The sequence below is a fragment of the Ruminococcus sp. NATIVEDY161 genome (assembly GCF_045819895.1).
In the GTDB taxonomy this organism is placed as follows: domain Bacteria; phylum Bacillota; class Clostridia; order Oscillospirales; family Acutalibacteraceae; genus Ruminococcoides.
The window spans coordinates 2186238-2211274 of the sequence record NZ_CP162392.1; the positions used below are offsets into that span (position 1 = coordinate 2186238).

A 25037-nucleotide genomic window follows, 5' to 3' on the forward strand; every position below is an offset into this window, starting at 1 on the left:
ATGCTCGATTTTTAAGAAAGGATAATTATGAAACGTTTACTTAAGTTTTTACTGGTAATCGCAGGTGCGTTTCTGATAATTCACCGCCGCGTTATTTGGGCATGCGTGACCGGTACGGAAATGCCCCAGCCGCCCGAGTGGCACAAAAAATTCATCCCCTGCCTTAATGATAAGGTTGAGGACGATTTATAATCAAACACAAAAGCCCGGCAGCGATTGCCGGGCTTTGTTCTGTCTTAATGCTTCTTGGCGTCTCTGAGCATAAATTTCCTCGCGATATTTATGCCGATTTTATAGGGGAGAGGTCTGAGCGCTTTGTCAGCCTCTTTGAGCATTTTGCGGATGGGAATTTCCTGCGGACAATGTTTTTCGCATTTTCCGCAGCCAATACATTGAGAGGCAAATGCGCTCTCCTTTGTCAGTCCGACCGCCTGAGCGTACTGCATTCGACCGTCGCGCTTTGACTCAATAAACATCGTATTGTAGCTGCTAAACGTACCGGGAATGTCAACTCCCTTTGGGCAGGGCATACAGTAACGGCAGCCGGTACAGCCGACCTTCTCGTTTTCGCGGATTTTCTCGGTTACTGCTCTAAGGGTTTCAAAATCCTCTGCTGTAAATTGTCCTGCTTCCGAGTCCGAAGCTGTGCGGCAGTTTTCGCGTACCATCTCAATAGAGTTCATTCCCGAAAGCACAACCGTTACCTCGGGCTGGTTGTACAGCCAGCGGAAGCTCCACTGAGCAGGAGTCCAGTCGCGTTTGCTGTCCTTCATAACCTTCTTTGCGGCTTCGGGCAGCATATTTACAAGCTTTCCGCCGCGCAGCGGCTCCATAATTACAACGGGAATTCCCTTTGCGGCAGCCGCCTTTAAGCCGGACACGCCTGCCTGTGAGTACTCGTCAAAGTAGTTATACTGAATTTGGCAGATATCCCAGTCGTAGTCGTTCAGAATTTTTAAGAAACCGTCGGAGTTGCCGTGGTATGAAAAACCGATATTTCGGATAACTCCGCTCTTCTTCTTTTCGGCAATCAAGTCGATTACGCCCAAGTTTTTCAGCTTTTCCCACATCGAGATATCCGTGAGATGGTGCATCAGGTAATAGTCGACATAACTCGTTCTCAGGCGTGAGAGCTGCTCGTTTAAGTACTTGTCGAGCGCGGCTCTGCTGCCCACAAGGTACTGCGGCAGCTTGGTAGCGATTTTGATTTTTTCGCGGATATTGTTCCTCTCAAAAATCTCACCGACAGCGGCTTCGCTTCCGCCGTAAATATACGCGGTATCGTAGTAATTAACACCTGAGCGGTACGCCTCCATAAGCTCGCGCTCAGCCTTGTCAATGTCAATCCCGCCGCCCTTTTTTGAAAAGCGCATACAGCCGTAGCCGAGCAGTGAAAGCTCATCGCCGTTTTTATCTTTTCTGTATTGCATAGCTCCTCCGAAGTGACTTTTATTTTCATTAATCATAGCAGAAAAATATATGCTTGTCCACGGTTTTGAGTAAATAATAAATTATTGTTCTGCTCCGATATAAAAAAATAAGAAAATAATGCCCAAATATTATTGCAAGAAAAGAGAATAAATGATATAATATACTAAAACTATAGAAAAATATCAATAATTTTATGAGGAGATAACAAGTGGGATTTTCTAAAATGAGGCAGCGGCTCGGTTACGGCGCCGCCGATATGGCGAGTAACCTGATTTGGCCGATGATATGTACATACCTCACGGTGTACTACACAGACGCGCTGTTGCTCGACGCCGCGGCTGTAGGCGTTATTACGCTCGCTTCAAAGTTTATCGACGCTATCACCGACGTGTTGATGGGAATTGTAGTTGACAAAACCGAGTTAAAAAGCGGAAAATGCCGTCCGTACTTTTTAATCGGCGCGTTGCCGCTCGCGTTTTTTGCGGTTCTTACATTCCTTCTGCCTTCCTTTGTTTCTAACAACAAGGTGCTTATTATTCTTTTTGCGTTCATCACATTTAACCTTGTAAGCACCTGCTATACAATCGTTAACACTCCGCTTTCGGCTATTTTGCCGAGCCTTTCCGCCGACCAAAAGGAGCGCAACGTTCTCGTTACCTTCCGTATGGTAATGGCTGGGATGGGCAGCTTCTGCGTAACCTTCTTTGCTCTGCCCCTCATCAACAACTTCGGCGGCAAAAAAGACCTTTACTCCTACGCTTGGACAATCGGTATCTTCTCGATCGGCGCAATCCTTCTGCTCGTATTCTCATACGCAAATACACGCGAGAGATTGTTAAACCGATTAAGGAAGAAAAAATCAAGCTGAAAGACGGAATCAAGGCGATTAACGGACAGTATATTCTGTTTGTAATCACAATGTTCATCTATCTGCTCGGCTTCGCCGTAAAGCAGGCAGGCGTATTCTATTACTACAACTATTATATCGGAGATATCGGCTCGCTCGGGGTTGAAGAAATCGTTTCTATTCAGGCGCTTGTTACCTCGCTGAGTATGGTTGCAGGTCAGCTGACAATTCCGTTCTTCTGCAAGATTATGGGCAAAAAGAAGTCGGCTATCCTTATGAACTTCATCGCCCTTGCAGGAAATGTAATCTTTATCTTCTGCGGCGCTAATCTTATCTGGCTCTGCGTAGGTACGGTATTCGTATGGTTCCCGCTCGGCTACCTGATGGGTATCAGATTCGCGCTTCTTGCCGACGTTGTAGAGTACTGCGAGCTCAAGTCGGGCATCCGCGCGGCAGGTATTTTGTCGTCGCTCGACAGCTTCCTTGCAAAGCTCGCCTTCGGCTTTAACGTAACCGTTATGCTCGGTCTTATGGAGATTGGCGGCTATGACGCAAATTCGGATATTCAGACCGAAACAGAAAAAATATTTATCCAGTTGGGCTTTGTCGGCGTTCCGATAGTCTGCATTATTGTGACAATCATCCTTCTGCTGTTCTTTAAGTTTGACAAGGAACTCCCGAAAATGAAGGCAGAACGCAAATCAAAGCTTGAAGCCGCAAAGTAAAACGCATATTAAAATTTAAGGAACGCAAGGGCCGTACTTTGCGTTCCTTTTTCAAACTAAAATAAAGGAGATGTTTTTATGAAAATAGCTATGGCGAATGACCACGCAGGTACATCAATGAAAAACGAGATTAAGGCTTATCTTGAAGCTCAGGGCCACACTGTGGTTGACTTTGGAGCTTACGACGAGAACTCCTGCGATTTGTCCGATTTTGTACTGCCGGCGGCATTGGCGGTTGCAAAAGGCGAGTGCGACAGAGGAATTTTTGTTGACGGCGTAGGCTACGGCAGCGCTATGATTGCAAACAAGGTCAGCGGAATTTACGCCTGCGTTTGTCAGGATCCGTTCTGCTCGGCGCTCGCGCGACAGCACAACGACGCAAACGTGCTCTGCCTTGGCGCGAAAATCATCGGCGGTATGATTGCAATGGAAAATGTAAAGACATTTATGGCAACCGAGCCGCTGACGGCTGAAAAATATGTACGCCGCGTTAAAAAAGTTCAGAAAATCAACGACGAGCACTGTGTGCCCGTAAAGTAAGCTGAAAAATCAACCTGCCTTCTCCGCGGAGAGGGCAGGTTTTTTGTTTTAGTAATTGCAAATTGCGGAGTTTTATGGTATAATTGGCGTGTAGTTTTTTATGGAAGGAAGTTGATTAGTTAATGACAGACAAAAAACAATCATTATTACGGCGCTGTACCGACAAGCTTTTCGGCGGCATTGATATGAAGTGGTGGAAGGTGATCGTACTCGCTGTCGCTTCGGCTGTAATAACGTTCATTTTTTTAGTTGTACCGATTTTTGAAAATACTTCGTTCTACAATATGGGTGTGACCTTTGAGGCGTGGATTCTGCTTGCGGTTTTCATAATGGCAAACTGCAAAAAGCCGCTTGAATCAGCGCTGAAAACCTTTGTGTTTTTCCTGATAAGCCAGCCGCTTATCTATCTTTTTCAGGTTCCGTTTTCGAATATGGGCTGGGGCTTGTTTATGTATTACAGATACTGGTTTTACTGGACTTTGCTCACGTTTCCTATGGCTTTTGCCGGCTGGTATATCCGAAAGAAAAACTGGCTGAGCCTGCTGATTTTGTCGCCTGCGCTCATCTTTCTGACCTTTACTTATGTAAACTCGTTTATATATTCGTTCAAGCATTTTCCGTACCAGCTTGTGACCGGACTTTTCTGTCTTGGACAGGTGTTGTTGTATCTTTACGTATTCACCCCGAAGCTTTGGATGAGGCTGACAGGCTTTTTGGTACCGCTTGCGGCTGTTCTGATAATCGCGCTTGTTACACCGGAGGTTGAAACTAACGTGACTACCTTCCTTCCGGACGATCAGGTTCTCACCGAAGCCGCTGTCATAACCAATGACAACGCTGAATTAGCCGAGATTAGCGTTCACTCAACGGGAGAGAACAGCACGATCCTTATTCAGGCACATAAATACGGCACAACAGACTTTACCGTTAAGGACGGGGCTAAGGAGTACAAATACACTCTCGAAATTTACGAGGATAACGACGGGCATACCCAGACAAAAATCACTCGGAACAATTAAATATATAAAGCAAAAAGCGCCGCAAAAACGGCGCTTTTAATTTTGCTGTTATTCAACGTTTTTCATAATCCTGCTTCCAAGCCAAATAAAGAATACTGCGCTGACAATCAAAACTATAAGCGCGGCTGCCATATTCCAAAGACCTGCCAAGGCGCTCAGCGCAGGGGAGAGCGCAACAAGCGCCAGCGTTTTTGCGAACTGAGTCATATATTTCTTTTCGTTCTTAGGCTTTGCTACGGAAACCCTAACCCTCAACGGCAGAATTCTATAATCCTTAAAAATCGCGGCAAATCCTGCATACAGTAAAATCATAGCAGAAAAAATGCCCATTAAAACCGAGTATCCGTATTCCAAAATGATTTCTCCTATTTTTGGCACTTTAAGGTGATTATATAATTCGTCACTGCCTTCAAAACAAGCAATCAGTAAAATTCTCGATAAACAGTGCATTTTTCATCGAAATGTGCTATAATAAGTGCAAGAAAATAATCAAGAGCAATAAAAAAGCTTGCACTTAAGTTAGAGGACAGTATGTATAAGTTCCATAGAAATCAACAAATGAGTTTTACAGATTTCAATCAGCCCGCAGGGATGCAGATGGATCCTGAGAACCGCTGGGTAAAGAAGGCTGCGAGTATACCGTGGTACGACATCGAGATAAAATATGCCGCGCTGTTTCCGAGCGAGACCGGTATGCCGGCAAAACCTTTACAAACAGCTCTCGGGTCGCTGATGATCCAGAAGAAATATGATTATTCCGACCGTGAGCTTGTCGAGCAAATCAAGGAGAATGCCTACTACCAATACTTTATCGGACTTCCGGGATATTCTTATGAAGCGCCTTTTGCGCCGTCACTTTTGGTAGAGTTTCGCAAACGTCTGACAGATGACATCCTTGAAGACATCAACGAAATGATGATCCAATTCAATCTGCCTGAAAACAATGAAGACGATGATTCGGATAACAACAGTCACTCCGATGGCGGCGAGGATGCTGAAAGCAAAGAGAATGAGAAATCCGAAGCAGACAACAAAGGCACATTGATTCTTGACGCTACCTGTGCTCCTCAGAACATCTCTTACCCGCAGGACATCAATCTGCTGAACGAGGCAAGAGAAAATCTTGAATCCATCATAGACGATATCTGCTATACCTACAATTTTTACAAGCCAAGGATGTATCGCAAAAACGCGAGAAAAGATTATCTGAATTTGGCGAAATGCAAAAAGCGTACCAAGAAAAAGATCCGCAAGGCGATCAAGCAGCAGCTTCAGTATATTCGTCGAGACCTCGGCTATATCGATATGTTTGTATTAGCCAACGGAGTAGTTCTTACCGAAAAGCAAGCCAAGCGGTTAACGGTCATCAAAGAGCTGTATGAACAGCAAAAGTACATGTATGACAACAATGTTCACAGCGTCAAAGACCGCATCGTCAGTATTTCTCAGCCGTATATCCGACCCATCGTGCGCGGCAAAGCAAAAGCTCCGGTAGAATTCGGTGCAAAGCTGGATATGAGCATTGATGAAAACGGATTCGCACGGTTAGAGAGATTATCCTTTGACGCTTACAATGAAGCGGATGTGCTCATCTCGGCAATAGAGAGATACCGCAAGCGAACCGGACGCTATCCCGAAAGGGTGCTGGTCGATCAGATATACCGCAATCGGAACAACAGAGCTTTCTGCAAGAGCAAGGGTATCCGTATATCCGGTCCGGCTTTGGGGCGTCCAAAAAAAGAACCGACGCCGGAGGAACGCAAAACTGCATACAGTGATAACACGGATCGTATCGAAGTCGAGCGAGGCTTCAGCCTCGCAAAGAGATGCTGCGGCTTGGGACTCATCAGAACGAAGCTCGATACAACGACCCGTTGTTCCATTGCGCTTTCCCTACTGGTATTGAACCTCGAAAAATTAGCAAGAGGTTCTTTGCGCCGATTTTTGGGATTCCTGTACGACGTAATATCAATGCTGCTGAAGCTGAAAAATAACCTCATATCCGTTTCGTGCGGTTAATGAGCAGAGACTAATTCATATTCTCGGTATCGTCCTGTATATAGTTGCCGTGAACATTCAGCGACAAAGGCTCGCCCTTGACGTTGTTGGTTTTCAAAACCTCGGAGAACGATTCGGAGTTTTCGATTTTTTGTGTCGCTGTAAATATTGTTGTCGAGCAGCTCGCGCAGGCGGAACTGCTGATTTGATTTAAATCTGATTCCCGAGGTGTCGATAAGCTTGGGATTTGTAATCAGCCTTTCATAATCCGCCGCAGGCATCGGCTTGTAGAAATAGTAGCCCTGAATATATCGGCAGCCCAAGTCGAGCAGAAAATCCTTTTGCTTTTCGGTTTCAACGCCCTCCGCGATAATCGGAACGCCTATTGTTTTTGTCATATTGGTGACGGATTCCAAAATGCGGATGCTCTTTTCCTCGTTGCTCTCGTCCATTCTCAAAAACTGCGCGTCGAGCTTAATGATGTCGATATTCAGGTTTTTGAGCATATTCAGCGTAGAATATCCGCTGCCGAAGTCGTCCATCAGCACGGTAAAGCCTTTTTCACGGAGCGAATGAACAGTGTCCCTGACAAGCGTGGTGTTCGAGATATACGAGGATTCGGTAATTTCAATTTTAATGAGCCTGCGCTCGAGCGAATATCTGTCGGTTAGGTTCTCAAAATATTTCGGAAGGTCGGTGTGCAGAATATCCGCGACGGAAACGTTGATTGAAACGGGCAGCGGAGTGTGTCCGCTGTCAATCCAGCCGCGCTGCCAGCGGCAGACTTCCTCCCCAATATACATATCCAAATCTGAGATTAATCCGCGCTTTTCGAGTATCGGAATAAATTCGTCGGGCGGAATAACCGTTCCGTCGGGCTTTATCCACCTTGCGAGCGCCTCTGCGCCGACAATTTTGCCGGATGAAGCGCGGCACTGAGGCTGAAGATAGAACACAACCTCGTGCTGGCTGAGAGCCTGGAAAAACTTTGTTATAACATGGTACTCCTCGTCGGTGCGGAGATACATACTTTTTTCAAAAATCCGTACACGGTTGCGGTAGCCGCTCTTTGCCACCTGCGCCGCCAAAAACGAACGGTCGAGCAAGTCGAGGGTGGATAGCCCTTTTCGACCTTGCATACGCCGAAGGCAGGCAAAAAGCCCACGTTACCGCCGCGCGAGCTTACAAGCGAGGCGATGTCGTCGTACAGCGTGCCGATTAATTCCATATCAAAAGGAGCAAGCAGACAAAAATCGTCCTGCCCGAAATATCCCGCCGTACCGCCTGTGCGCTCTCCTGCCTGCAAAAGCGCCGCGCCGATTTGCACCATCAGCAAGTCGCCCTCGTTATGACCGTACCACTCGTTAAACAGCTTGAAATTCTCAATGTCAATCGAAACAAGACACCAGTTTTTGTCGTCCTGAGTTTGCAGCAGCCTTTCGGCTTCGCTGATAAAACTGCGCTTTTTCAGCAGGCCTGTCATCTCGTTTCGCTCCAAGCCCGAATACATAACAGTATTCTTAATCCCAAGATCGCGTGACTTTCGGTTGTGGCAGTCAAAGACATACATACGCATAATGCCTTTGCCGAGTCCGTAGCTGCTGCCCGTAAGCAGTACAAGCTCAACCCACTGCCAGCTTCCGTTAATCAGGCAAAAATTGACAAGGAAACCTATAAGCGCTGGTTTAAGTACATTCAGGATATGGGCGCCAATACCATCCGTATCTACACGGTTCAGCAGGACGTATTCTACAATGCATTTTACGAATATAATAAAGATAACGACAATCCGCTGTATCTTATTCACGGCGTTTGGGTTAACGACTACACCCAAAACTCTCACCGTGACGCCCTTGACAAGGGCTTTAAGGAGAGGTTTTTGTCCGACTGCCGCACAGTGCTCGACGTTATTCACGGCAACAAAAAAATCGGCCTCGGCAGAATGGCGTCGGCAGGCTCGGGCTTTTATCTGCACGACGTTTCGCAGTGGATTATCGGCTACATCCTCGGCGTTGAGTGGGAGGACGTAACCGTAGCCTACACCAACGAGCAGTACAAGGATATCAAGGGCGCAGGCTGTTCGGGCTGCTGCGTGTTCTCGTGGCAGGACGAGTGGTTCAAGCGCACATGGAACACAATGTACGCGGTCAACCTAAAGCGCACGCCTTACTGGTCAGACTACCAGACTAACGAGCAGTATTTCGGTCTGATCTCCTTTGACCCCGGCAGCGAGCAATCCGTCTGCTACGTCGACGGCGACGCTTCCGAATGGACGGACGATGACATTGTAGCCGACAGGGGAGATATGAAGCTCTCGATGAAGTACGACGAAAAGTTCGTTTACTTTATGGTTAAAAAGGACGGACTGAATATCGACAAGGATAAAATCTACATTCCGCTCGACATCACCCCAAAAAGCGGCAGCAGCTATTACGAGGAGAAAAATATGCTGTTCGACCGCGCGGTTGATTTTAGGCAACACCGCACAATTTACGGCGCACGCCTTGCTTGAATATTGTTCCGTCATGTTGCCCAAAAAAGTCTCGGCAAGGCGTCAGCCTTACCTCGATTTTTTGTCCAACCTGACGAAAAATCTTACTTCGCAATCCGCACACCTAAATTATGCGGTATTGCCTTTATAATCGAGCTTGAGGGCAAGCAGAACAGCCGCGTAAGGGTTCAGGAGCGTTACGAGGTTTTGCGGAGCAATTACTCCGAGAACGTCTATGAGTATAACGCCTATCTTAAGGACAATATCCCCTCAAAGGATTCGCCGCGTTTTACGAATATTGATATGATTTTGCAGACGGCAACGCCGCTGATTTACAACAATCTGCAGGCGCCTGCCGAGACCTTTGAAACAGGCAAGCTCACCTACGGCAACGCAAATCCGTCGAGCAAGGATTTTAACTCGCTTGCCGACTTTATGGCAGGCGACGGCTTTGTCGAGATTAAACTGCCGTGGCAGCTTCTCAACTTCTCGGATCCGTCGCTGATGACGATTCACGACGACTACTACGAACACTACGGCATCGAGTACATCGAGGTAAGCGAGATATGGGCAGGACTTTCCTCAAACGGCAGCGAACCCCGCAGAGCCGAGCTTAAGCCGTTTAAGCTTAAGAAATGGGAAAACACGGTTACATATCACGAGAGGCTGAAAAGCTCCTATTACGCTTTACAAAAATACTGGAGAAATCAGGATGAAGATCGAGATATTAGTTTATGCCTATCTCGCTGTATGTCTGGCGATGATCGGATTTAATATTGTCTGCATCTTTCTGTTCAGTCGCAACGACAGGGAGACCGAACAGAGCCGGCTGTATTACATAAACCTGATAAAAGAACAGTTCGGCAAGGCTGTAATCGACGAACGGCACCGTATGCTGATTCTTAAACGTCTGGTTCACGTGCGCGAGATGACGGCTTTTGACAAGTCGCTTGAAATTCTTTCCAAGGAATATCCCGCTGAGGTTCAGGCGTATCTGCGCGGACTGAAGAGCGTTTTTGTCGCTCTTGCAAACCGCTACAGCCGCCGAAATGAAATTCAGATGGCATACTTTCCGTATATCATCGCGCGCTACAAGCTTTTTTACGGCGAGGACTTGCCGCAGATTAACCGCATTATGGTTGATTTGCTCGAAAAGCCGTCAATCTACTGCCGCGAAAACGCGCTTAACGCGATTTACTCAATGGGTGTCAGCGAAAATGTAACCGACGCCCTGACGATTATTGACAGCACAGGCTATTACCACAACAAAAAACTTTTGACCGACGGACTGATGTCGTTTGCAGGCGATAAAAAAGAGCTCAACGAAATGCTCTGGAATCACCTTTGGGACTATTCGCTGAATATTCAGCTCGCAATTCTCGACTACATCCGTTTTTCGTCGGGCGATTTTCAGGAGAGAATGCTCGGCTTGCTCAAAGAGGAGCACAACAGCGAAATCCATTTCTGCGCCATCCGCTATCTGGGCAGATATCCGTATCAGCCTGCGTATGAGCAGCTTATGAAGTATGCCGAGCGCGAGGACGAGGTTCGCTGGGAGTACACGTCAATTACCTGCTTTGCGCTCGCTTCTTACCCCGGCGAGCGGACAATTGCGGCGCTGAAAAAGAACCTCAGCAGCCACAACTGGTACGTCCGTCTCAATGCTTCGCAGGCGCTTGAGAGCATGGGACTTGAATACGCGGACTTTATTGATGTTTTCGAAGGCGACGACCGTTACCCAGGCGAAATGATGCGCTACCGGTTCGACCGCAAAAAGCTAAGCGAAAGGAGGGCGGCTACGTGAGATTTTTTCTGTTTAACGACACGGCGTTTGAATTTATCAAGGTGTTTTTGATTTGCGTAGAGTTTTTCTTTGCCGCCTACCTTATCGGCTACTCAACCTTTTTGTTTATCGCCGTTGTCACCGGATCGTCTCAGCTTTACCGCAAACGTCAGCAGGACAGACTTAAAAACACAATCCTGAAAGACCACTTTGTGCCGATAAGCATTATCGTGCCGGCGTATAACGAGGACATCACAATTGTAGAAAACGTGCGTTCGCTCTTGTCGCTCGACTATCCCTTGTATGAGATTATAGTCGTCGACGACGGCTCCGGCGACAACACCTCGGCAAAGCTGATTGAAGCCTTTGAAATGCTCCCAATTCGCCGCCCGATTCAGCGGAAAATCGACTGCCAGCCGGTCGAGTTTATTTACGAGGCGGCGACTCAGAAGGTTCCGCTCACGCTGATACGAAAGAAAAACGGCGGCAAGGCTGACTCGCTGAATATGGGCATTAACGCCTGCAAATACCCGTACTTTATCTGCATTGATGCGGATTCGGTTTTGCAAAAGGACTCGCTGAGCAAAATCGTAAAGCCCGTGCTTGAAAACGAAAACGTTGTCGCTGTCGGCGGAGCTGTCCGCCCGTCAAACAGCGTTGAAATCAAGGATGGCAAGGTGATCAATTACCGCCTTCCGCGCAATCTGCTCGCGTGTATGCAGGTGCTCGAGTACGACCGTTCGTTCCTCGCATCGCGAATTCTCTTTGACAAGTTCAACGGCTCGCTGATTATTTCGGGCGCGTTCGGCTTGTTCAAAAAGGACACCGTAGTTGCCGCAGGCGGCTACGACGCCTCAACCATGGGAGAGGATATGGAGCTTGTCGTTAAGCTTCACGATTACTGCGTTTCAAACGACGTTCCTTACCTTATCCGCTACGCTACCGACGCAATCTGCTGGTCGCAGGTTCCCGAAAACTTGGGAGACCTGTGCAAACAGCGCAGGCGCTGGCACATCGGACTTTTTCAGTCAATGTGGAAGCACCGCATTATGCTCGCAAATCCAAAGTTCGGACTGACGAGCTTTGTATCATATTTTTACTTTTTAATTTACGAGCTTTTGTCGCCGTTTATCGAGGTTTTCGGTATACTGACGATGATACTCGCACTGTTTGTCGATTTGATTAACGTGCCGTTTATGCTGTTGTTCTTCGGAATTTACGCGCTTTTCGGCTCGGTAATGTCGATGACGGCGTTTTTCGCGAGAACTCAGACAATCGATTTGAAGCTCAAATTCCGCGATGTGCTCAAGGCTTTAATGCTCTGCACCTTTGAAATCTGCGTTTTGCGCTTTATTATGGCATGGGTACGCGCTACGGCGTTCATCGGCTATAAAAAGAAAAAGACGCAGTGGGGCAGAATTCAGCGCCAAAAGATTAATTTGAAATAAGGTACGCCTATGAAACTTAAAATAACAGCGATTATTACAGCCGCGGTGCTGTTGATATTCACATCATTAACCGCTCACGCGGCGGTTTATACGGTCGAAAAACCGACAAACGGCAATACGATTTATATTGCAGGAGATCCCGATATGTACCCGATTGAGTACTACGATACTCAGGATAAGGAGTACAAGGGTATTCTACCCGAGCTGTACAAGAAAATTTCGGACGACAGCGGTATTGACTTCTCTTATATAGTCTCTGCTCATTAACCGCACGAAACGGATATGAGGTTATTTTTCAGCTTCAGCAGCATTGATATTACGTCGTACAGGAATCCCAAAAATCGGCGCAAAGAACCTCTTGCTAATTTTTCGAGGTTCAATACCAGTAGGGAAAGCGCAATGGAACAACGGGTCGTTGTATCGAGCTTCGTTCTGATGAGTCCCAAGCCGCAGCATCTCTTTGCGAGGCTGAAGCCTCGCTCGACTTCGATACGATCCGTGTTATCACTGTATGCAGTTTTGCGTTCCTCCGGCGTCGGTTCTTTTTTTGGACGCCCCAAAGCCGGACCGGATATACGGATACCCTTGCTCTTGCAGAAAGCTCTGTTGTTCCGATTGCGGTATATCTGATCGACCAGCACCCTTTCGGGATAGCGTCCGGTTCGCTTGCGGTATCTCTCTATTGCCGAGATGAGCACATCCGCTTCATTGTAAGCGTCAAAGGATAATCTCTCTAACCGTGCGAATCCGTTTTCATCAATGCTCATATCCAGCTTTGCACCGAATTCTACCGGAGCTTTTGCTTTGCCGCGCACGATGGGTCGGATATACGGCTGAGAAATACTGACGATGCGGTCTTTGACGCTGTGAACATTGTTGTCATACATGTACTTTTGCTGTTCATACAGCTCTTTGATGACCGTTAACCGCTTGGCTTGCTTTTCGGTAAGAACTACTCCGTTGGCTAATACAAACATATCGATATAGCCGAGGTCTCGACGAATATACTGAAGCTGCTGCTTGATCGCCTTGCGGATCTTTTTCTTGGTACGCTTTTTGCATTTCGCCAAATTCAGATAATCTTTTCTCGCGTTTTTGCGATACATCCTTGGCTTGTAAAAATTGTAGGTATAGCAGATATCGTCTATGATGGATTCAAGATTTTCTCTTGCCTCGTTCAGCAGATTGATGTCCTGCGGGTAAGAGATGTTCTGAGGAGCACAGGTAGCGTCAAGAATCAATGTGCCTTTGTTGTCTGCTTCGGATTTCTCATTCTCTTTGCTTTCAGCATCCTCGCCGCCATCGGAGTGACTGTTGTTATCCGAATCATCGTCTTCATTGTTTTCAGGCAGATTGAATTGGATCATCATTTCGTTGATGTCTTCAAGGATGTCATCTGTCAGACGTTTGCGAAACTCTACCAAAAGTGACGGCGCAAAAGGCGCTTCATAAGAATATCCCGGAAGTCCGATAAAGTATTGGTAGTAGGCATTCTCCTTGATTTGCTCGACAAGCTCACGGTCGGAATAATCATATTTCTTCTGGATCATCAGCGACCCGAGAGCTGTTTGTAAAGGTTTTGCCGGCATACCGGTCTCGCTCGGAAACAGCGCGGCATATTTTATCTCGATGTCGTACCACGGTATACTCGCAGCCTTCTTTACCCAGCGGTTCTCAGGATCCATCTGCATCCCTGCGGGCTGATTGAAATCTGTAAAACTCATTTGTTGATTTCTATGGAACTTATACATACTGTCCTCTAACTTAAGTGCAAGCTTTTTTATTGCTCTTGATTATTTTCTTGCACTTATTATAGCACATTTCGATGAAAAATGCACTGTTTATCGAGAATTTTACTGATTGCTTGTTTTGAAGGCAGTGACTATATAGATTCGGGAATTGTAAACGACCAGTACCGCCTTGCCAAAAACGACCAGGTTGAGATAGTCTCAGCTCACGCAAAGGGCGACGTTGACTATTTGTCCGACGAGGTGCACATCCTCACCTACAAAAAGGGCGATGAGCAAATTGAGCTGTGCGTAGGCTTTACGTCAATCGCGCCCGACAGCTAAAAAAATACCGTTACTACAGCGCTTAAATCCACCTCGTCCGAGCAGATTTTGCGCCTGTCTGTTGAGACGGCGGTAACCGAATCGCCCAACGATTTTCCGTTCTGGATGATATTCGTAATCGCGGGACTTGCTGTGCTGTGCATAGTCTTGGCACTGCTCATTTTCATTCGCCGTAAAAAGGATAAAGAGGCGAAGGCAGACCGCATGACCGACGCTGTAACGGGCATCGGCAACAGCCTGTACTTTGAGCACTGGTATAACAACTTTATCTCTCCGGCGTCGAGTCCTCTATATTACATAGCCTACATCGGAATTGATATTCAGCGAATTCTTCAGTACGCCGACAGCACCGTGTCCGAGGAAATCCAGACGTTCGCAGCCTCTGAGCTTGCCGCGCATGCAGGCGAGACGGGCTTTTGCGCACGTGTTTCGGACGGCCGTTTTGCGCTTGCTTTTGAAGCGCCGGTTGAGCAGCAGGCGAGAGAGTATATCGAGCACCTGCTCTCAAAGCTCAACCAGTTCAACAGTGACGTAATGCTTAAATATCACATCCATTTTCAGGCCGGCGTATTCCACCTTAACGCGCCGAATATTCCGTGCGAAAAGGCGTTGTTTAACGCCCGTCACGGCTTTTATCACGCGCGTGAGATGAACGCTCCGTTTGTGTTCTCCGATTCAAAGCTGCTTGGGCGCGAGGAGTACGTAAAGAGCCTTAAGAGCAAGCTGCGCGACGCGCTCGACAACAAGGAATTCCGCCTGTATGTGCAGTATATTTTTGACGGCAAAGGTCAAAAGGCGTGCGGCGCAGAGGCGTTGTCGCGCTGGGACAGCCCCGACGAAGGTGTTATTGCCCCTGCCGACTATATCCAAATGCTCGAAACCGCCGAAATGATTGACGAGCTCGACTTTTACATTCTCGGTGAGTGTTGCCGCACACTTGAAAGTTGGAAGCAAACCGATAAGAAAAACGTTTGGCTGTCATGTAATATGACGAGAATTACGCTCTCTAACGAAAACTTTGCCGAGAGGTTCAAGGAGATAATAAGCAGGTATGATTTTGATATCGGCAAGTTGGTAATTGAGATTACCGAGGATGCTTTTGCCGAGAGCAAAAAGCTCGTTAGCGGCAACATTGAAATCTGTAAGCAGATGGGCTGTCAGATTGCGCTTGACGACTTCGGCTGCGGATATTCCTCGGTCAAGGATTTGGACGATTATCCGATTGACATTATCAAAATCGACCGTGAGCTGATTATCGGCTCGCATAGGGAAAAAGGCAAAAAGCTGTTGCTCGGCATTATCAATCTGTCTCATTTCCTCGGCATTAAGGCGCTGTGTGAAGGCGTAGAGACCGAGGAGGAGCTTACAGCTTCCGTAAACGCCGGTTGCGATTACATTCAGGGCTATTTGCTCGCGAGAACAAACCCTGCCGATGAGCCGTCCGTTGAGCGAAATATTACATTTGAATAAGCAAAAAATAACGGCAGCCCGTTTTGGGTTGCCGTTGTGTTTTATAAATTAACGCTTTACGAGTCGTAAAAATGCTTGCCGTCGTCCGTTACAAGTCTCTCCGCCTTGGGATATTCAAAGGTTTTCGGGTTGTCGGCGTTCTTTTCAAGATACTCCGCAAACTCAGCGGCGTACCACTTTGCCATATCGAGGTTGTGCATAAGGTACGCACCGCAGTTTACCGCGGTTGCGCCGGGAACTTCATCAGCATTTGCAACTGACCTGAATGCGCTTAACAGTAGGTTGTAAATTTCTTTCGGAGTGCGGCTGCCCTTTAAAATCAGATAAAATCCCGTAAGACAGCCCATCGGTCCCCAGTAGATAATCTCATCCTTCCACTCGGCGTCGTTGCGCAGGAAGGTCGCGATAATGTGCTCGAGCGAGTGCATAGCTGCAACATCAATCACGGGCTCTCTGTTCGGCTTTTTGAGCCTGATATCATAGGTTGTAACGGTTTTATCACCTAACACGTCGACGCGGCTGGTGAAAATTCCGGGGACAATTTTGGTGTGGTCTACGGAAAAGCTCTGTATAAGTTCCATATTCATATCTCCTTCTCAGATTAATCATTTTATTTACAAATAAAGTGTAACATAAACTGTCAAAAGTATCAAGGAAAATTGTTTTAGAATATACAAATTTAATGAAATTTTTGTAGACTTATTTAAATTTTTATGATATTCTTAATATAAGGAAAATCAGTCAAAATTTGAGGTGGTAATATGAAGTGGAAATTAAGCGGACTTGTTAACCGCGGGATCGGCGCGTTCGGTGTTTTGATGAATTGCAAGCTCGTCAGCATTATAATCTTTTTGTTTACGGGCACGCTGCATATTATCGACCCGCGCGGCGGCTTGCGCGGAACAGTTACAATGCTCTCGTTGTTTATTGCCCTTTACGCGCTGCTTTCGATTGTATTTATTCTGACGGGCAGCAATGACAAGGTTGGAGAAGGCAAAAAATTCGCGAGCGATATGGTAAGGGACACATTTAAGGGCGATGGCAACCCCATGATGAAAATAAACGAGGTGCTGTCTCAAAATGAAAAGTTTGAAAAAGGAATGTCCGGCTTAAATACCAAATCCAAGTGGGATCAGCGTATTCAAAAGCTGAACGAAAGACACAATAAACAGACGCAGGCAAGCAAGTTTGTAATGATAGTCTTTTACATTATCCTATTAGCCTGCACGGTTGTGCTGTTCGCCTGGCCAGATGATGCGATAAGCCTGGTTCACATAATTTTCGGTGCGATGTTAATTTTCGACGGTGCCAGCGGAGTGTGGGGCATAATCGTAGCAAAAAGAAGCGGAATCCCAATGAAAGGTCAATGGGCATCCTTTTTCTTAAATTTGCTTTCTGTGGTAATCGGCGTGGTGTTTATAATTTTGTCGAACGACTCGGCTGACTTCACAATGATGCTTTGCGGCATAGTGCTGGTAGTCAAGGCGCTTTCGGATTTGTTTATTATGATTCGCAACCACGAGCTTATTTCGACTGTCAAGAACACCGTTAACGAGATTAAACATCAAAAGCCGGAAGAAGCGGAAATGCCGGAAGAAACAGAAAAAACGGAAGATGCGGAAAAAACCGAAAAAACAGAAAAAACCGAAGAAGTGAAAAAAACAGAAGAATAAATTATAAATAATTTTACAGAGAGAGGAATGTGTTTAATATGAAAAAAATTGCAGCAGTTCTTTTATCGGCGGCTATGATAGTGCCTTTTGCGGCATGCTCAGCCCAACAGCAACCCGAAAGCAAAAAGGAAGCCGAGAGCAGCAAAGCGGTTGAAACCGCCAAGGAAGCCGAAAATAACCGCGAGACCATTTATCAGGTTGCCTTGCTCCAGTCGCTTACTCAGGGCTATTACGACGGCATTATTAAGGTAAGCGAGCTTAAACAGCACGGCGACACGGGTATCGGCACCTTTGAGGGCGTTAACGGCGAAATGATTGTGCTCGACGGCAAGGTTTATCAGGCTCTCGGTGACGGAACCGTTAAAGAAGCCGATGATAACGAAACCGTTCCGTTTTCTAACGTAACCTACTTTGACAAGGATCTTTCCGCAACTCTTTCTCAGACAAACGACATCAACGCCTTAAAGGAGTCGCTGACAAAGACCGTAAACGAAAACGGCAGAAATCTGTTTTATTTTGTAAAAATCAACGGCACATTCAAAAAGATGAACGTGCGCAGCGAGCTCAAGCAGGAAAAGCCCTACAAGAGCCTTGACAAGGCGCTTGCCACCGACCAAAGGGAGTTTAATTACGATAATATCGCCGGAACAGTCGTAGCGCTCTACTGCCCCGACTATATGGGCGGACTGAATACCCCGGGCTGGCATTTCCACTTTATCTCGGATGACAAAACAAAGGGCGGCCATATTTTGGATTTAGCCTTTGATTCAGCTCAGGCGGAGTTCGACGCAACTCAGGACTTCGATATGTACCTGTCGGACAACTCGGAGTTCCAGAAAATGGAGCTGTCAAAGGATGTAAGCGACGCCATTAAAAAGGTAGAGACAAACGAGGAATAATTTCAGGGGGAAAACAAAAATGAAATCAAGTAAAATTTACCAGGTTTCAACATTACAGGCGTTAGCGCTTGGCTATACAAGACCTGTTGTCAAGGTTCACGAGTTGCTCGAGCACGGCGATACCGGACTGGGAACCTTTGAACACGTTGACGGCGAAATGATAGTTTTAGACGGCGTGTGTTATCAGGCTAAGCAGGACGGCAGCATTGTCCGCACGGCAGACGACGCAGGCGTACCGTTCGCGGTTTCGGGCTTTGTCAAGGACGGCAGAAAATTTGAGATGGGCGAAATGAAGGATATTGACGCCATTAAAACAGAGCTGACCATAAAAATCGAGGAAGATTTCGGCTTGAACAGCATTCACATCGCGCGCATTGACGGATTGTTCAACGTTATTCACGCGCGCGCAGGCGCACCTTACCGCTCACAGCACGTTTCGCTTAAGGACATTCTCTCAAAAACACAGAAGGATTTTAGCTTTGAAAATATTCGCGGAACGCTTGTTTGTGTTTATTACCCCGATTATATGGACGGCATTAACGCCGCAGGCTGGCATATGCACTTTCTGTCGGAGGACAGAACGCTCGGCGGACATGTTTTTAAGGCAACGCTTAGCTCGGGTGAATGTATCGTACAGAAAATGGACAGAATAGAAATACAGCTTCCCAGAGAAGCGGCGTTCGACACCTACTCGCTCAAGGAAGCCTCGCAGGACGAGATTGAGGAAGTTGAGCAGGGCAACGGCTGAGTTTTAATACATAAATTATTCAGGGAGTTTCTTATGAAAACGCTTTGCTTATACTACACAAGAACCAACAAGACTAAAGAGGTTATGGAGAATATCGCCCTTATCACAGGCGCCGACCTTGCGGAGTACACCGACGGCAAGGGGAGAGGCGGTATTTTCGGGTATATCGGAGCTTGCTTTGTGTCCGTATACCGTACCATTCCGAAATTAACCATAAAGGGAGATATCAACCTAAAGGCTTATGACCGTGTGATTATCGGTATGCCTGTCTGGGTTGAAGGTCCCTGCGCGATTGGCAGAGCATTTATCAAAAAGTACCGCGACAAGCTGCCAAAGGACGTGTACTATGTGGTTACTCAAATGGGCGGCAACGATTATATGAGAAAGATAAAAGCGATGGACAGTTTGCTCGGCAGGCAATCGTCGGGGCAGTTTTCGGTAAGAACAAAAGACAATGACTATTTAAAAGAGAGTACGGATTTTGCAAAAACGCTTGTGTAAATCCGTCAAATAAATAAACAGAAAACGCAGTCCGTAACGGGCTGCGTTTTTATATTAAAAATCTGAAGGCAACACCGCACAATTCAAGGCGCACGGCTTGCTTGAATATTATTCCGTCAGCTTGCCCAAAAAATCTCGGCAAGGCGTCAGCCTTACCTTGATTTATTTGTACAACCTGACGAAAAATCTTGCTGCGCAATCCGCACACCTGAATTATGCGGTATTGCCTGAATTTTAATCACAGATGAACCCCAAATATACTGCTTTCAAAACGCTTCATCCGAGTTCTTTTTTACAAATCACTTGACAAAATACGATATTCGGGATATAATTAACCCACTAATTAGATAGGAATAGTATATAATCAAGAATTAACGATTGCGGAGTTTTATTATGTGCGAAATTTACGGCTTTTCGGGCAACCGGAAAAAAGAACTGAATAATGATTTGCGCGAGTTTTACTCCCATTCAGACGAACATCCGAACGGCTGGGGACTTGCGCTGTTCGATGAACATAAAATCGAATTGTCTAAGGAAGCCTGCCGCGCGGATAATAGCGCGTTGCTTGGTGAAAAGCTCAACATTCCGATTATTGCAAAAAACGCGCTGGCGCATATCCGCTTGGCGACAATCGGAAATGTTGAGCAGGATAACTGCCATCCCTTTACGGCTTCGGACAACAGCGGCAGAACGTGGACGCTGATACACAACGGAACTGTTTTTGAAAGTGATAAGCTCAATAAATACATTTTTCTGCAAAAAGGGGAGACCGACAGCGAACGGATACTGCTCTATATCATCGACCGTATCAATGAGGCAATCGAGCAGTTAAGGCGTTTTCCAAGCGCCGAGGAGCGTTTTGATATTTTGGATGAGATTGTCCGCGGCAGTTCACCGAAAAATAAGCTTAATTTACTGATTTATGACGGCGAGACACTATACGTCCACACAAATTTCCGCAATTCGCTTTACTATCGGCGCGGCGAAAGCGGCGTGACATTTTCAACGCGCCCGCTGTCGGAAGAAGCGTGGAAAAACGTGCCGTTCACAACCTTGCTCGGTTATAAAAACGGTACGCGCGTATACACAGGAACAAATCACAACAACGAATATTTCTTTGACCCGTCAACATATAATCCGCTCTATATGGCATATTCAGGTCTGTAAGGAGAAGAAAAATGAACGCTCAAAATTTGATATACGACCGTTTTATCGCACCGCTTCAAAAGCCGCGTGCAAACTACATCGGAATTGAAATAGAGATGCCCGTCGTAAACCTCAGCGGTGAAAAAACCGATAAAACCGTCAGCATAACAGCCGTCAAAAAAGCAATTGAGCATTTCGGCTTTACTCCCAATAAATTTGATGATGACGGAATTTGTCACGAAGCGGTATGCGGCGATACCGGCGATGTTTTCTCGTTCGACTGCTCATATAATAACTTTGAGATTTCCCTCGGACGTGTGCGCACGCTTCATGAGGCGCAGGCGCGTTTCCGCGATTATGTGCGCTTTATCAACGGAGAACTGAACAGGTATCAACACACGCTGACCGGAATGGGAATTAACCCGAATTATAAAATCAACGACTTCAATTTTGTTCCGTCGCCGCGCTACCGTATGCTTGAAGGCTATCTGAAAAAGTGCAAAGTTTGGAAAGGGCAGTTTCATCCGTTTTACGGCTACGGAACATTTTCGAGCGCGTCTCAGGTTCAGCTTGACGTCACCGAGGAAAACCTTTGCGAGACTATTGAAGCGTTTTCCCTCGTCGAACCGCTTAAGACTGTGCTGTTCGCAAATTCATTTTTCCCCGATAAGCCCGAACTGCTTTGCGTAAGGGATTATTTTTGGGAGCAGAGCCCTCACGGAATTAATCCCGGAAACGTCGGCTTTTTTGAGTCGCTCCCGAAATCTACCGGTGAGATAACGGATTATTTGAGCAAGGCGAGTATCTTCTGCGCCGAGCGTGACGGAAAATATCTGTTCTTCTATCCGATACCCTTCGACGAATACCTGAAACGCGACACCGTCGAGGGCGAGTACTACGACGGAGATTATCACACCTGCTCCTTAACGCCGAGTGCCGGAGACATAGCGTATCTGAGAACATATAAGCAAATTGACCTCACGGCAAGGGGAACGCTTGAATTCCGTTCCGCGTGTACTCAGCCGCTTGGTGAAGCGATGACCGTAGCGGCGTTTCATCTCGGTTTGATGAACCAAACGAAAAAATTGACCAATTTAATAAAAAACTCATTTTTATATCAGGCAAATGAAAAACCCGCACAGCTCCGACAAAAAATGAACCGTGCGGATTTTCTTTCTTTTGTAAATGCGGATGAATTGAAAGCTCTGTTAAGCGATGTATTACAGCTTTGCGCCGAAGGGCTGAAGGAACGCGGCTATTCCGAGGAAATTTATCTTTCGCCGCTATATGACCGTGCAAGGACGTTGACCTCGCCGTCGGTCTGTCTGTTGCGGCAAAACGATGTAAATAAAGCCGTCAGAGAATACGCAAAACTGTAGGTGAAATGATGTCAAAGATATTCAATACAAAAAACATCAGCCTTTTGGGCGGAACATTCGGCTTGGAACGCGAAACCCTGCGCGTGAACGCCGCGGGCGGCATGGCGCAAACGCCGCATCCATTTCCCGACGATTTGCACATCGTTAAGGATTTTTGCGAAAATCAGGCGGAAATCAACACAGGCGTTCATGACAGCGCACAGGGAGCTATTGACGAGCTTTTGCAACATTCAAAGCGCTTGTCCGATGAAATAAATAACCGCGGAGAAAGGCTCTGGCTGTATTCAAATCCGCCGATGATTAAAAGCGCAGACGATATTCCTGTAGCCGTTTACGAGGGCGATATGCAGGGCAAGCATAATTATCGCCTGTATCTCGCCGAAAAGTACGGCAAGTACAAAATGGCGCTGTCGGGTATTCATTTTAATTACTCCCTGTCGGAAGAAATGCTGAAATACAGCTTTTATCACTCATCGCGCAGCGATTTTACAGCCTTTAAAAATCAAGCATATCTGCGTTTGGCGCAGGGGTTGCTTGAATACGGCTGGCTGATTAATCTGCTGCTCTCATCCTCTCCTGTCTGCGACGGTTCATATTTCGGCAAAGACAGAGCAGGTGAAGCCGTGCTCACAAAGTACGCTTCCCTTCGCTGCGGAGAAAAAGGCTACTGGAATACCTTTACGCCAATCCTGTTCTATGACAATATCACGTCATACGCAGGAAGTATTCAGAGGTATCTTAACAGCGGTACGCTGGCAGGCGTGGGCGAGCTGTATTATCCCGTTCGCCTTAAGCCAAAGGGTGCAAACCGTCTGAACAATCTCGTGCAAAACGGCGTTAATCATATCGAGCTGCGCAATATAGATATTAACCCTTTTGCACCGTCAGGCTTGGATGTCCGTGATTTGGAATTTTTGGAATTGCTGATTTTGTGGATTTTCTCAAATTATGAGGACAGTCTGTCGTATAAAGACCAAATCCGAGCAGTTGAAAATCTTAAAAAAGGCGCGCTGTACGACATTGACAGCACGCTGATAAACGGAAATGAGCCGCTTAGAAAAGCTGGCTTGCGCGTCCTCGGAGATATAAAGAAGTTTTACGGCGAGACAGAAGCAATAGATTTTCAAATAAATAAGCTGACAGAAAAAGGTGAGCGCTATGCGGAAAAGGTCAGCGCGATAGCGCAAAAATATTGTTTTTCAAGATAAAGGCAGAAAATATTATTACTGTTTTACACTTCCGATTTGCTTGCTTCACATATTTGGCAGCACCGCCATAGTTATGAGTAGTGTAAGCAATAACATAGTCGGCGTGGTCAAGCATCCACTTGTTTCTCCATGAAATTGCATATTTTGGATACACCAACTCAATACCTTCTGGCAAAATACTGTCTGCTATTTCTTCATTTGGCATGTACGCCAAAACACGATAAACACGGATTACAGGGTATTCAACTTGCAATTCTTTAGTTGCGCGGTATGCCATAGTATCAAAGTTTCCATGTGTCCTAACATAAAAAACTGTTACCTGATGATGAATTAGCAGATTTAAGATTTTTTCTTTAAGAATAGGAAAAAGACTATCCGGTGAATCTCCGTGACCGAAAAATGTACAAGCAAACATAATTAACCCTCTCGCGACTACCTATATATAGTTAATTATAATTAACAAAATTTTTGCTGTCAACCTATGTATAGGTAATCAATCGAAATCTCATATTATCATTTATTTAACCGAATATAGGTAAAGATAATATGGGAGATAATTATGGAGTATTCAGAGTTATATGCTAAAAGAATCCATCAGCTATGTAAGCAGAGGGGATTGTCTATCAATAAGCTTGCGGATATGGCTGGCTTGCGTCAATCATCAATTGATAATATCGTCAACGGACGTACTAAGAATCCAGGCACAGTAAATCTTCATAAAATTGCTTTGGCATTTGGCATGACTCTCGCAGAATTTTTGGATTTTGAGGAACTGAACAATTATTCTTTTGAGGAATGAAAAACAGCTCAGGTATGATTTTCTTCATATCTGAGCTGAAATATTATAGAGTTTTTTGTAATTGTATTAGCTGTAATGCGAAAGCAGATATATACAATACTGATTCATGCTGATTCCTTCCTGCTTGGAACGCTCGGCAAGGAGCTTATGAAGGGATTTGGGCATTCTCAGTCTGAACTGACCGGAGTATTCCTCTGCATCAAACGGTTTTGGAATTTCAATTCCGCTTTCAAGTGTAGCGATGATCCACTCACATCTTGCATCCTCGCCGTTTTTGACAGCTTCTTCGATCGTTTCACCTGACGACATACAGCCGATCAAATCGGGATAGGAGATAACATATCCGCCTTCGGCTTCATCTTCTGTCAATTCAAATCTGTATTTTGTTTTCATATATTTTTCTGCTTTTTTCAAAATATCATTTTTCGACATAGTTTACAACCTCAAATTATTGAAAAGTATTCAGGATTTCTTGTGATTTTACGGTCTATAATAGCTGACAGTTTAAATGACTGTTTATGTGACTGTTTATGACGTGTTAGTTTCTTTTCTTCAAGTTTTCCCAACTTGATTGTGGCAGTGCTCAAAACCTCAGTGTTTAAGCCGTTTCTGAACATTTTCGCATAAAATGGCAAAAGAAAAGAGACGGTCAAAAAACCGTCTCCTGTGGTCGGGATGACAAGACTTGAACTTGCGACTCCACGCCCCCCAGACGTGTGCGCTACCAAACTGCGCTACATCCCGTTGCAACATTATTATTCTATCAAAATATCTGCCGTTTGTCAATAGTAAAATTAAAAAATCCTACACAAATAACAGAATTAACTTATATATACTTTATTGAAAATCTGTCAATTAGC

Annotated in this window: 27 protein-coding genes, 1 tRNA gene and 1 pseudogene; 20 read left to right on the forward strand and 9 right to left on the reverse strand. The window is 46.0% G+C overall.

Annotated features, from left to right (window positions below):
• The first annotated feature begins 27 nt into the window (after nucleotides 1-27).
• Nucleotides 28-192: a hypothetical protein gene (locus tag AB1I50_RS10410; RefSeq protein ID WP_407723947.1), complete on the forward strand. Its 165-nt coding sequence runs from the start codon at nucleotides 28-30 to the stop codon at nucleotides 190-192.
• Between the two features lie 44 nt (nucleotides 193-236).
• Here AB1I50_RS10410 and AB1I50_RS10415 read toward each other — a convergent pair whose 3' ends face one another.
• On the reverse strand, nucleotides 237-1430 hold the full coding sequence (locus AB1I50_RS10415) for an aldo/keto reductase (RefSeq protein ID WP_407723948.1): 1194 nt from the start codon (nucleotides 1428-1430) through the stop codon (nucleotides 237-239).
• Nucleotides 1431-1711: 281 nt separating this feature from the next.
• On the opposite strand from AB1I50_RS10415, the pseudogene AB1I50_RS10420 reads away from it, so the two are divergent.
• The 3 genes and pseudogenes from AB1I50_RS10420 (at nucleotide 1712) to AB1I50_RS10430 (ending at nucleotide 4562) form a co-directional block, all read left to right on the forward strand.
• Nucleotides 1712-3003 (forward strand): annotated as a pseudogene (locus AB1I50_RS10420) (MFS transporter).
• Nucleotides 3004-3081: 78 nt separating this feature from the next.
• The gene (locus AB1I50_RS10425; RefSeq protein ID WP_407723949.1) at nucleotides 3082-3543 is read left to right on the forward strand and encodes an RpiB/LacA/LacB family sugar-phosphate isomerase; all 462 of its coding nucleotides are present in this window, start codon (nucleotides 3082-3084) and stop codon (nucleotides 3541-3543) included.
• Between the two features lie 122 nt (nucleotides 3544-3665).
• Entirely contained in the window at nucleotides 3666-4562 is an 897-nt protein-coding gene (locus tag AB1I50_RS10430) for a hypothetical protein (protein WP_407723950.1), read from the forward strand.
• A 48-nt stretch (nucleotides 4563-4610) separates the two neighbouring features.
• Here the strand turns inward: AB1I50_RS10430 and AB1I50_RS10435 are convergent, their stop codons facing one another.
• Entirely contained in the window at nucleotides 4611-4916 is a 306-nt protein-coding gene (locus tag AB1I50_RS10435) for a hypothetical protein (protein WP_407723951.1), read from the reverse strand.
• Nucleotides 4917-5093: 177 nt separating this feature from the next.
• Here AB1I50_RS10435 and AB1I50_RS10440 point away from each other — a divergent pair, with 177 nt between their 5' ends.
• Nucleotides 5094-6581, forward strand: coding sequence for an IS5 family transposase (locus AB1I50_RS10440; RefSeq protein WP_407723075.1), 1488 nt, complete (start codon nucleotides 5094-5096; stop codon nucleotides 6579-6581).
• Here the strand turns inward: AB1I50_RS10440 and AB1I50_RS10445 are convergent.
• Together AB1I50_RS10445 and AB1I50_RS10450 are read right to left on the reverse strand one after the other, a co-directional pair.
• Nucleotides 6578-7588 carry an EAL domain-containing protein gene (locus AB1I50_RS10445; RefSeq protein ID WP_407725340.1) on the reverse strand — a complete coding sequence of 337 codons (1011 nt, stop codon included), beginning with the start codon at nucleotides 7586-7588 and terminating at the stop codon, nucleotides 6578-6580. The two genes, AB1I50_RS10440 and AB1I50_RS10445, sit on opposite strands and share 4 nt — an antisense overlap.
• Nucleotides 7552-8136, reverse strand: a complete 585-nt coding sequence (locus tag AB1I50_RS10450; protein ID WP_407723952.1) for a GGDEF domain-containing protein — start codon at nucleotides 8134-8136, stop codon at nucleotides 7552-7554. Before AB1I50_RS10450 ends, AB1I50_RS10445 begins: the two co-directional genes overlap by 37 nt.
• Between AB1I50_RS10450 and AB1I50_RS10455 the strand changes: the two genes are divergently transcribed.
• From AB1I50_RS10455 to AB1I50_RS10475, 5 genes are read left to right on the forward strand one after another with little or no spacing between them, the layout of a single operon-like run.
• Nucleotides 8110-9072, forward strand: a complete 963-nt coding sequence (locus AB1I50_RS10455) for a hypothetical protein (protein ID WP_407723953.1) — start codon at nucleotides 8110-8112, stop codon at nucleotides 9070-9072. The genes AB1I50_RS10450 and AB1I50_RS10455 overlap by 27 nt on opposite strands.
• Before the next feature lie 3 nt (nucleotides 9073-9075).
• A complete protein-coding gene (locus tag AB1I50_RS10460; protein ID WP_407723954.1) occupies nucleotides 9076-9825 on the forward strand; it encodes a hypothetical protein in 750 nt (249 codons plus the stop codon).
• Entirely contained in the window at nucleotides 9764-10855 is a 1092-nt protein-coding gene (locus AB1I50_RS10465; RefSeq protein ID WP_407723955.1) for a HEAT repeat domain-containing protein, read from the forward strand. Before AB1I50_RS10460 ends, AB1I50_RS10465 begins: the two co-directional genes overlap by 62 nt.
• Complete coding sequence (locus AB1I50_RS10470; protein WP_407723956.1) at nucleotides 10852-12282, forward strand: glycosyltransferase family 2 protein; 1431 nt, start codon at nucleotides 10852-10854, stop codon at nucleotides 12280-12282. The genes AB1I50_RS10465 and AB1I50_RS10470 overlap by 4 nt, the downstream gene beginning before the upstream one ends.
• A gap of 9 nt (nucleotides 12283-12291) precedes the next feature.
• A complete protein-coding gene (locus AB1I50_RS10475) occupies nucleotides 12292-12549 on the forward strand; it encodes a hypothetical protein (RefSeq protein ID WP_407723957.1) in 258 nt (85 codons plus the stop codon).
• On the opposite strand, the gene AB1I50_RS10480 is transcribed toward AB1I50_RS10475, so the two are convergent.
• The gene (locus AB1I50_RS10480; RefSeq protein WP_407723075.1) at nucleotides 12546-14033 is read right to left on the reverse strand and encodes an IS5 family transposase; all 1488 of its coding nucleotides are present in this window, start codon (nucleotides 14031-14033) and stop codon (nucleotides 12546-12548) included. The genes AB1I50_RS10475 and AB1I50_RS10480 overlap by 4 nt on opposite strands.
• Nucleotides 14034-14114: 81 nt before the next feature.
• Here AB1I50_RS10480 and AB1I50_RS10485 point away from each other — a divergent pair, with 81 nt between their 5' ends.
• Nucleotides 14115-14354, forward strand: coding sequence for a hypothetical protein (locus AB1I50_RS10485; protein ID WP_407723958.1), 240 nt, complete (start codon nucleotides 14115-14117; stop codon nucleotides 14352-14354).
• 48 nt (nucleotides 14355-14402) lie between these two features.
• Nucleotides 14403-15824: an EAL domain-containing protein gene (locus AB1I50_RS10490; protein ID WP_407723959.1), complete on the forward strand. Its 1422-nt coding sequence runs from the start codon at nucleotides 14403-14405 to the stop codon at nucleotides 15822-15824.
• A gap of 56 nt (nucleotides 15825-15880) precedes the next feature.
• Here AB1I50_RS10490 and AB1I50_RS10495 read toward each other — a convergent pair whose 3' ends face one another.
• Nucleotides 15881-16405 (reverse strand): S-ribosylhomocysteine lyase, encoded by a 525-nt coding sequence (locus AB1I50_RS10495; protein ID WP_407723960.1) that lies wholly within the window; start codon nucleotides 16403-16405, stop codon nucleotides 15881-15883.
• Between the two features lie 180 nt (nucleotides 16406-16585).
• Between AB1I50_RS10495 and AB1I50_RS10500 the strand changes: the two genes are divergently transcribed.
• The 7 genes from AB1I50_RS10500 (at nucleotide 16586) to AB1I50_RS10530 (ending at nucleotide 23378) form a co-directional block, all read left to right on the forward strand.
• Entirely contained in the window at nucleotides 16586-17497 is a 912-nt protein-coding gene (locus AB1I50_RS10500) for a DUF308 domain-containing protein (protein ID WP_407723961.1), read from the forward strand.
• Nucleotides 17498-17535: 38 nt separating this feature from the next.
• Nucleotides 17536-18396, forward strand: coding sequence for an acetolactate decarboxylase (budA, locus tag AB1I50_RS10505; RefSeq protein ID WP_407723962.1), 861 nt, complete (start codon nucleotides 17536-17538; stop codon nucleotides 18394-18396).
• A gap of 19 nt (nucleotides 18397-18415) precedes the next feature.
• Entirely contained in the window at nucleotides 18416-19144 is a 729-nt protein-coding gene (locus AB1I50_RS10510) for an acetolactate decarboxylase (protein ID WP_407723963.1), read from the forward strand.
• Between the two features lie 33 nt (nucleotides 19145-19177).
• Complete coding sequence (locus tag AB1I50_RS10515; RefSeq protein WP_407723964.1) at nucleotides 19178-19645, forward strand: hypothetical protein; 468 nt, start codon at nucleotides 19178-19180, stop codon at nucleotides 19643-19645.
• Nucleotides 19646-20038: 393 nt separating this feature from the next.
• Entirely contained in the window at nucleotides 20039-20812 is a 774-nt protein-coding gene (locus AB1I50_RS10520; protein WP_407723965.1) for a class II glutamine amidotransferase, read from the forward strand.
• Nucleotides 20813-20823: 11 nt separating this feature from the next.
• A complete protein-coding gene (locus AB1I50_RS10525) occupies nucleotides 20824-22170 on the forward strand; it encodes a glutamate-cysteine ligase family protein (protein ID WP_407723966.1) in 1347 nt (448 codons plus the stop codon).
• Between the two features lie 8 nt (nucleotides 22171-22178).
• Nucleotides 22179-23378 carry a hypothetical protein gene (locus tag AB1I50_RS10530; RefSeq protein ID WP_407723967.1) on the forward strand — a complete coding sequence of 400 codons (1200 nt, stop codon included), beginning with the start codon at nucleotides 22179-22181 and terminating at the stop codon, nucleotides 23376-23378.
• Here AB1I50_RS10530 and AB1I50_RS10535 read toward each other — a convergent pair.
• Nucleotides 23341-23793 carry a hypothetical protein gene (locus tag AB1I50_RS10535; RefSeq protein ID WP_407723968.1) on the reverse strand — a complete coding sequence of 151 codons (453 nt, stop codon included), beginning with the start codon at nucleotides 23791-23793 and terminating at the stop codon, nucleotides 23341-23343. The genes AB1I50_RS10530 and AB1I50_RS10535 overlap by 38 nt on opposite strands.
• Nucleotides 23794-23937: 144 nt before the next feature.
• Between AB1I50_RS10535 and AB1I50_RS10540 the strand changes: the two genes are divergently transcribed.
• Entirely contained in the window at nucleotides 23938-24177 is a 240-nt protein-coding gene (locus AB1I50_RS10540) for a helix-turn-helix domain-containing protein (RefSeq protein ID WP_407723969.1), read from the forward strand.
• Between the two features lie 66 nt (nucleotides 24178-24243).
• Here the strand turns inward: AB1I50_RS10540 and AB1I50_RS10545 are convergent, their stop codons facing one another.
• Together AB1I50_RS10545 and AB1I50_RS10550 are read right to left on the reverse strand one after the other, a co-directional pair.
• Nucleotides 24244-24591, reverse strand: a complete 348-nt coding sequence (locus tag AB1I50_RS10545) for a type II toxin-antitoxin system HicB family antitoxin (protein ID WP_407725341.1) — start codon at nucleotides 24589-24591, stop codon at nucleotides 24244-24246.
• A gap of 253 nt (nucleotides 24592-24844) precedes the next feature.
• A tRNA-Pro gene (locus tag AB1I50_RS10550) sits at nucleotides 24845-24921 on the reverse strand.
• Between the last annotated feature and the right edge of the window lie 116 nt (nucleotides 24922-25037).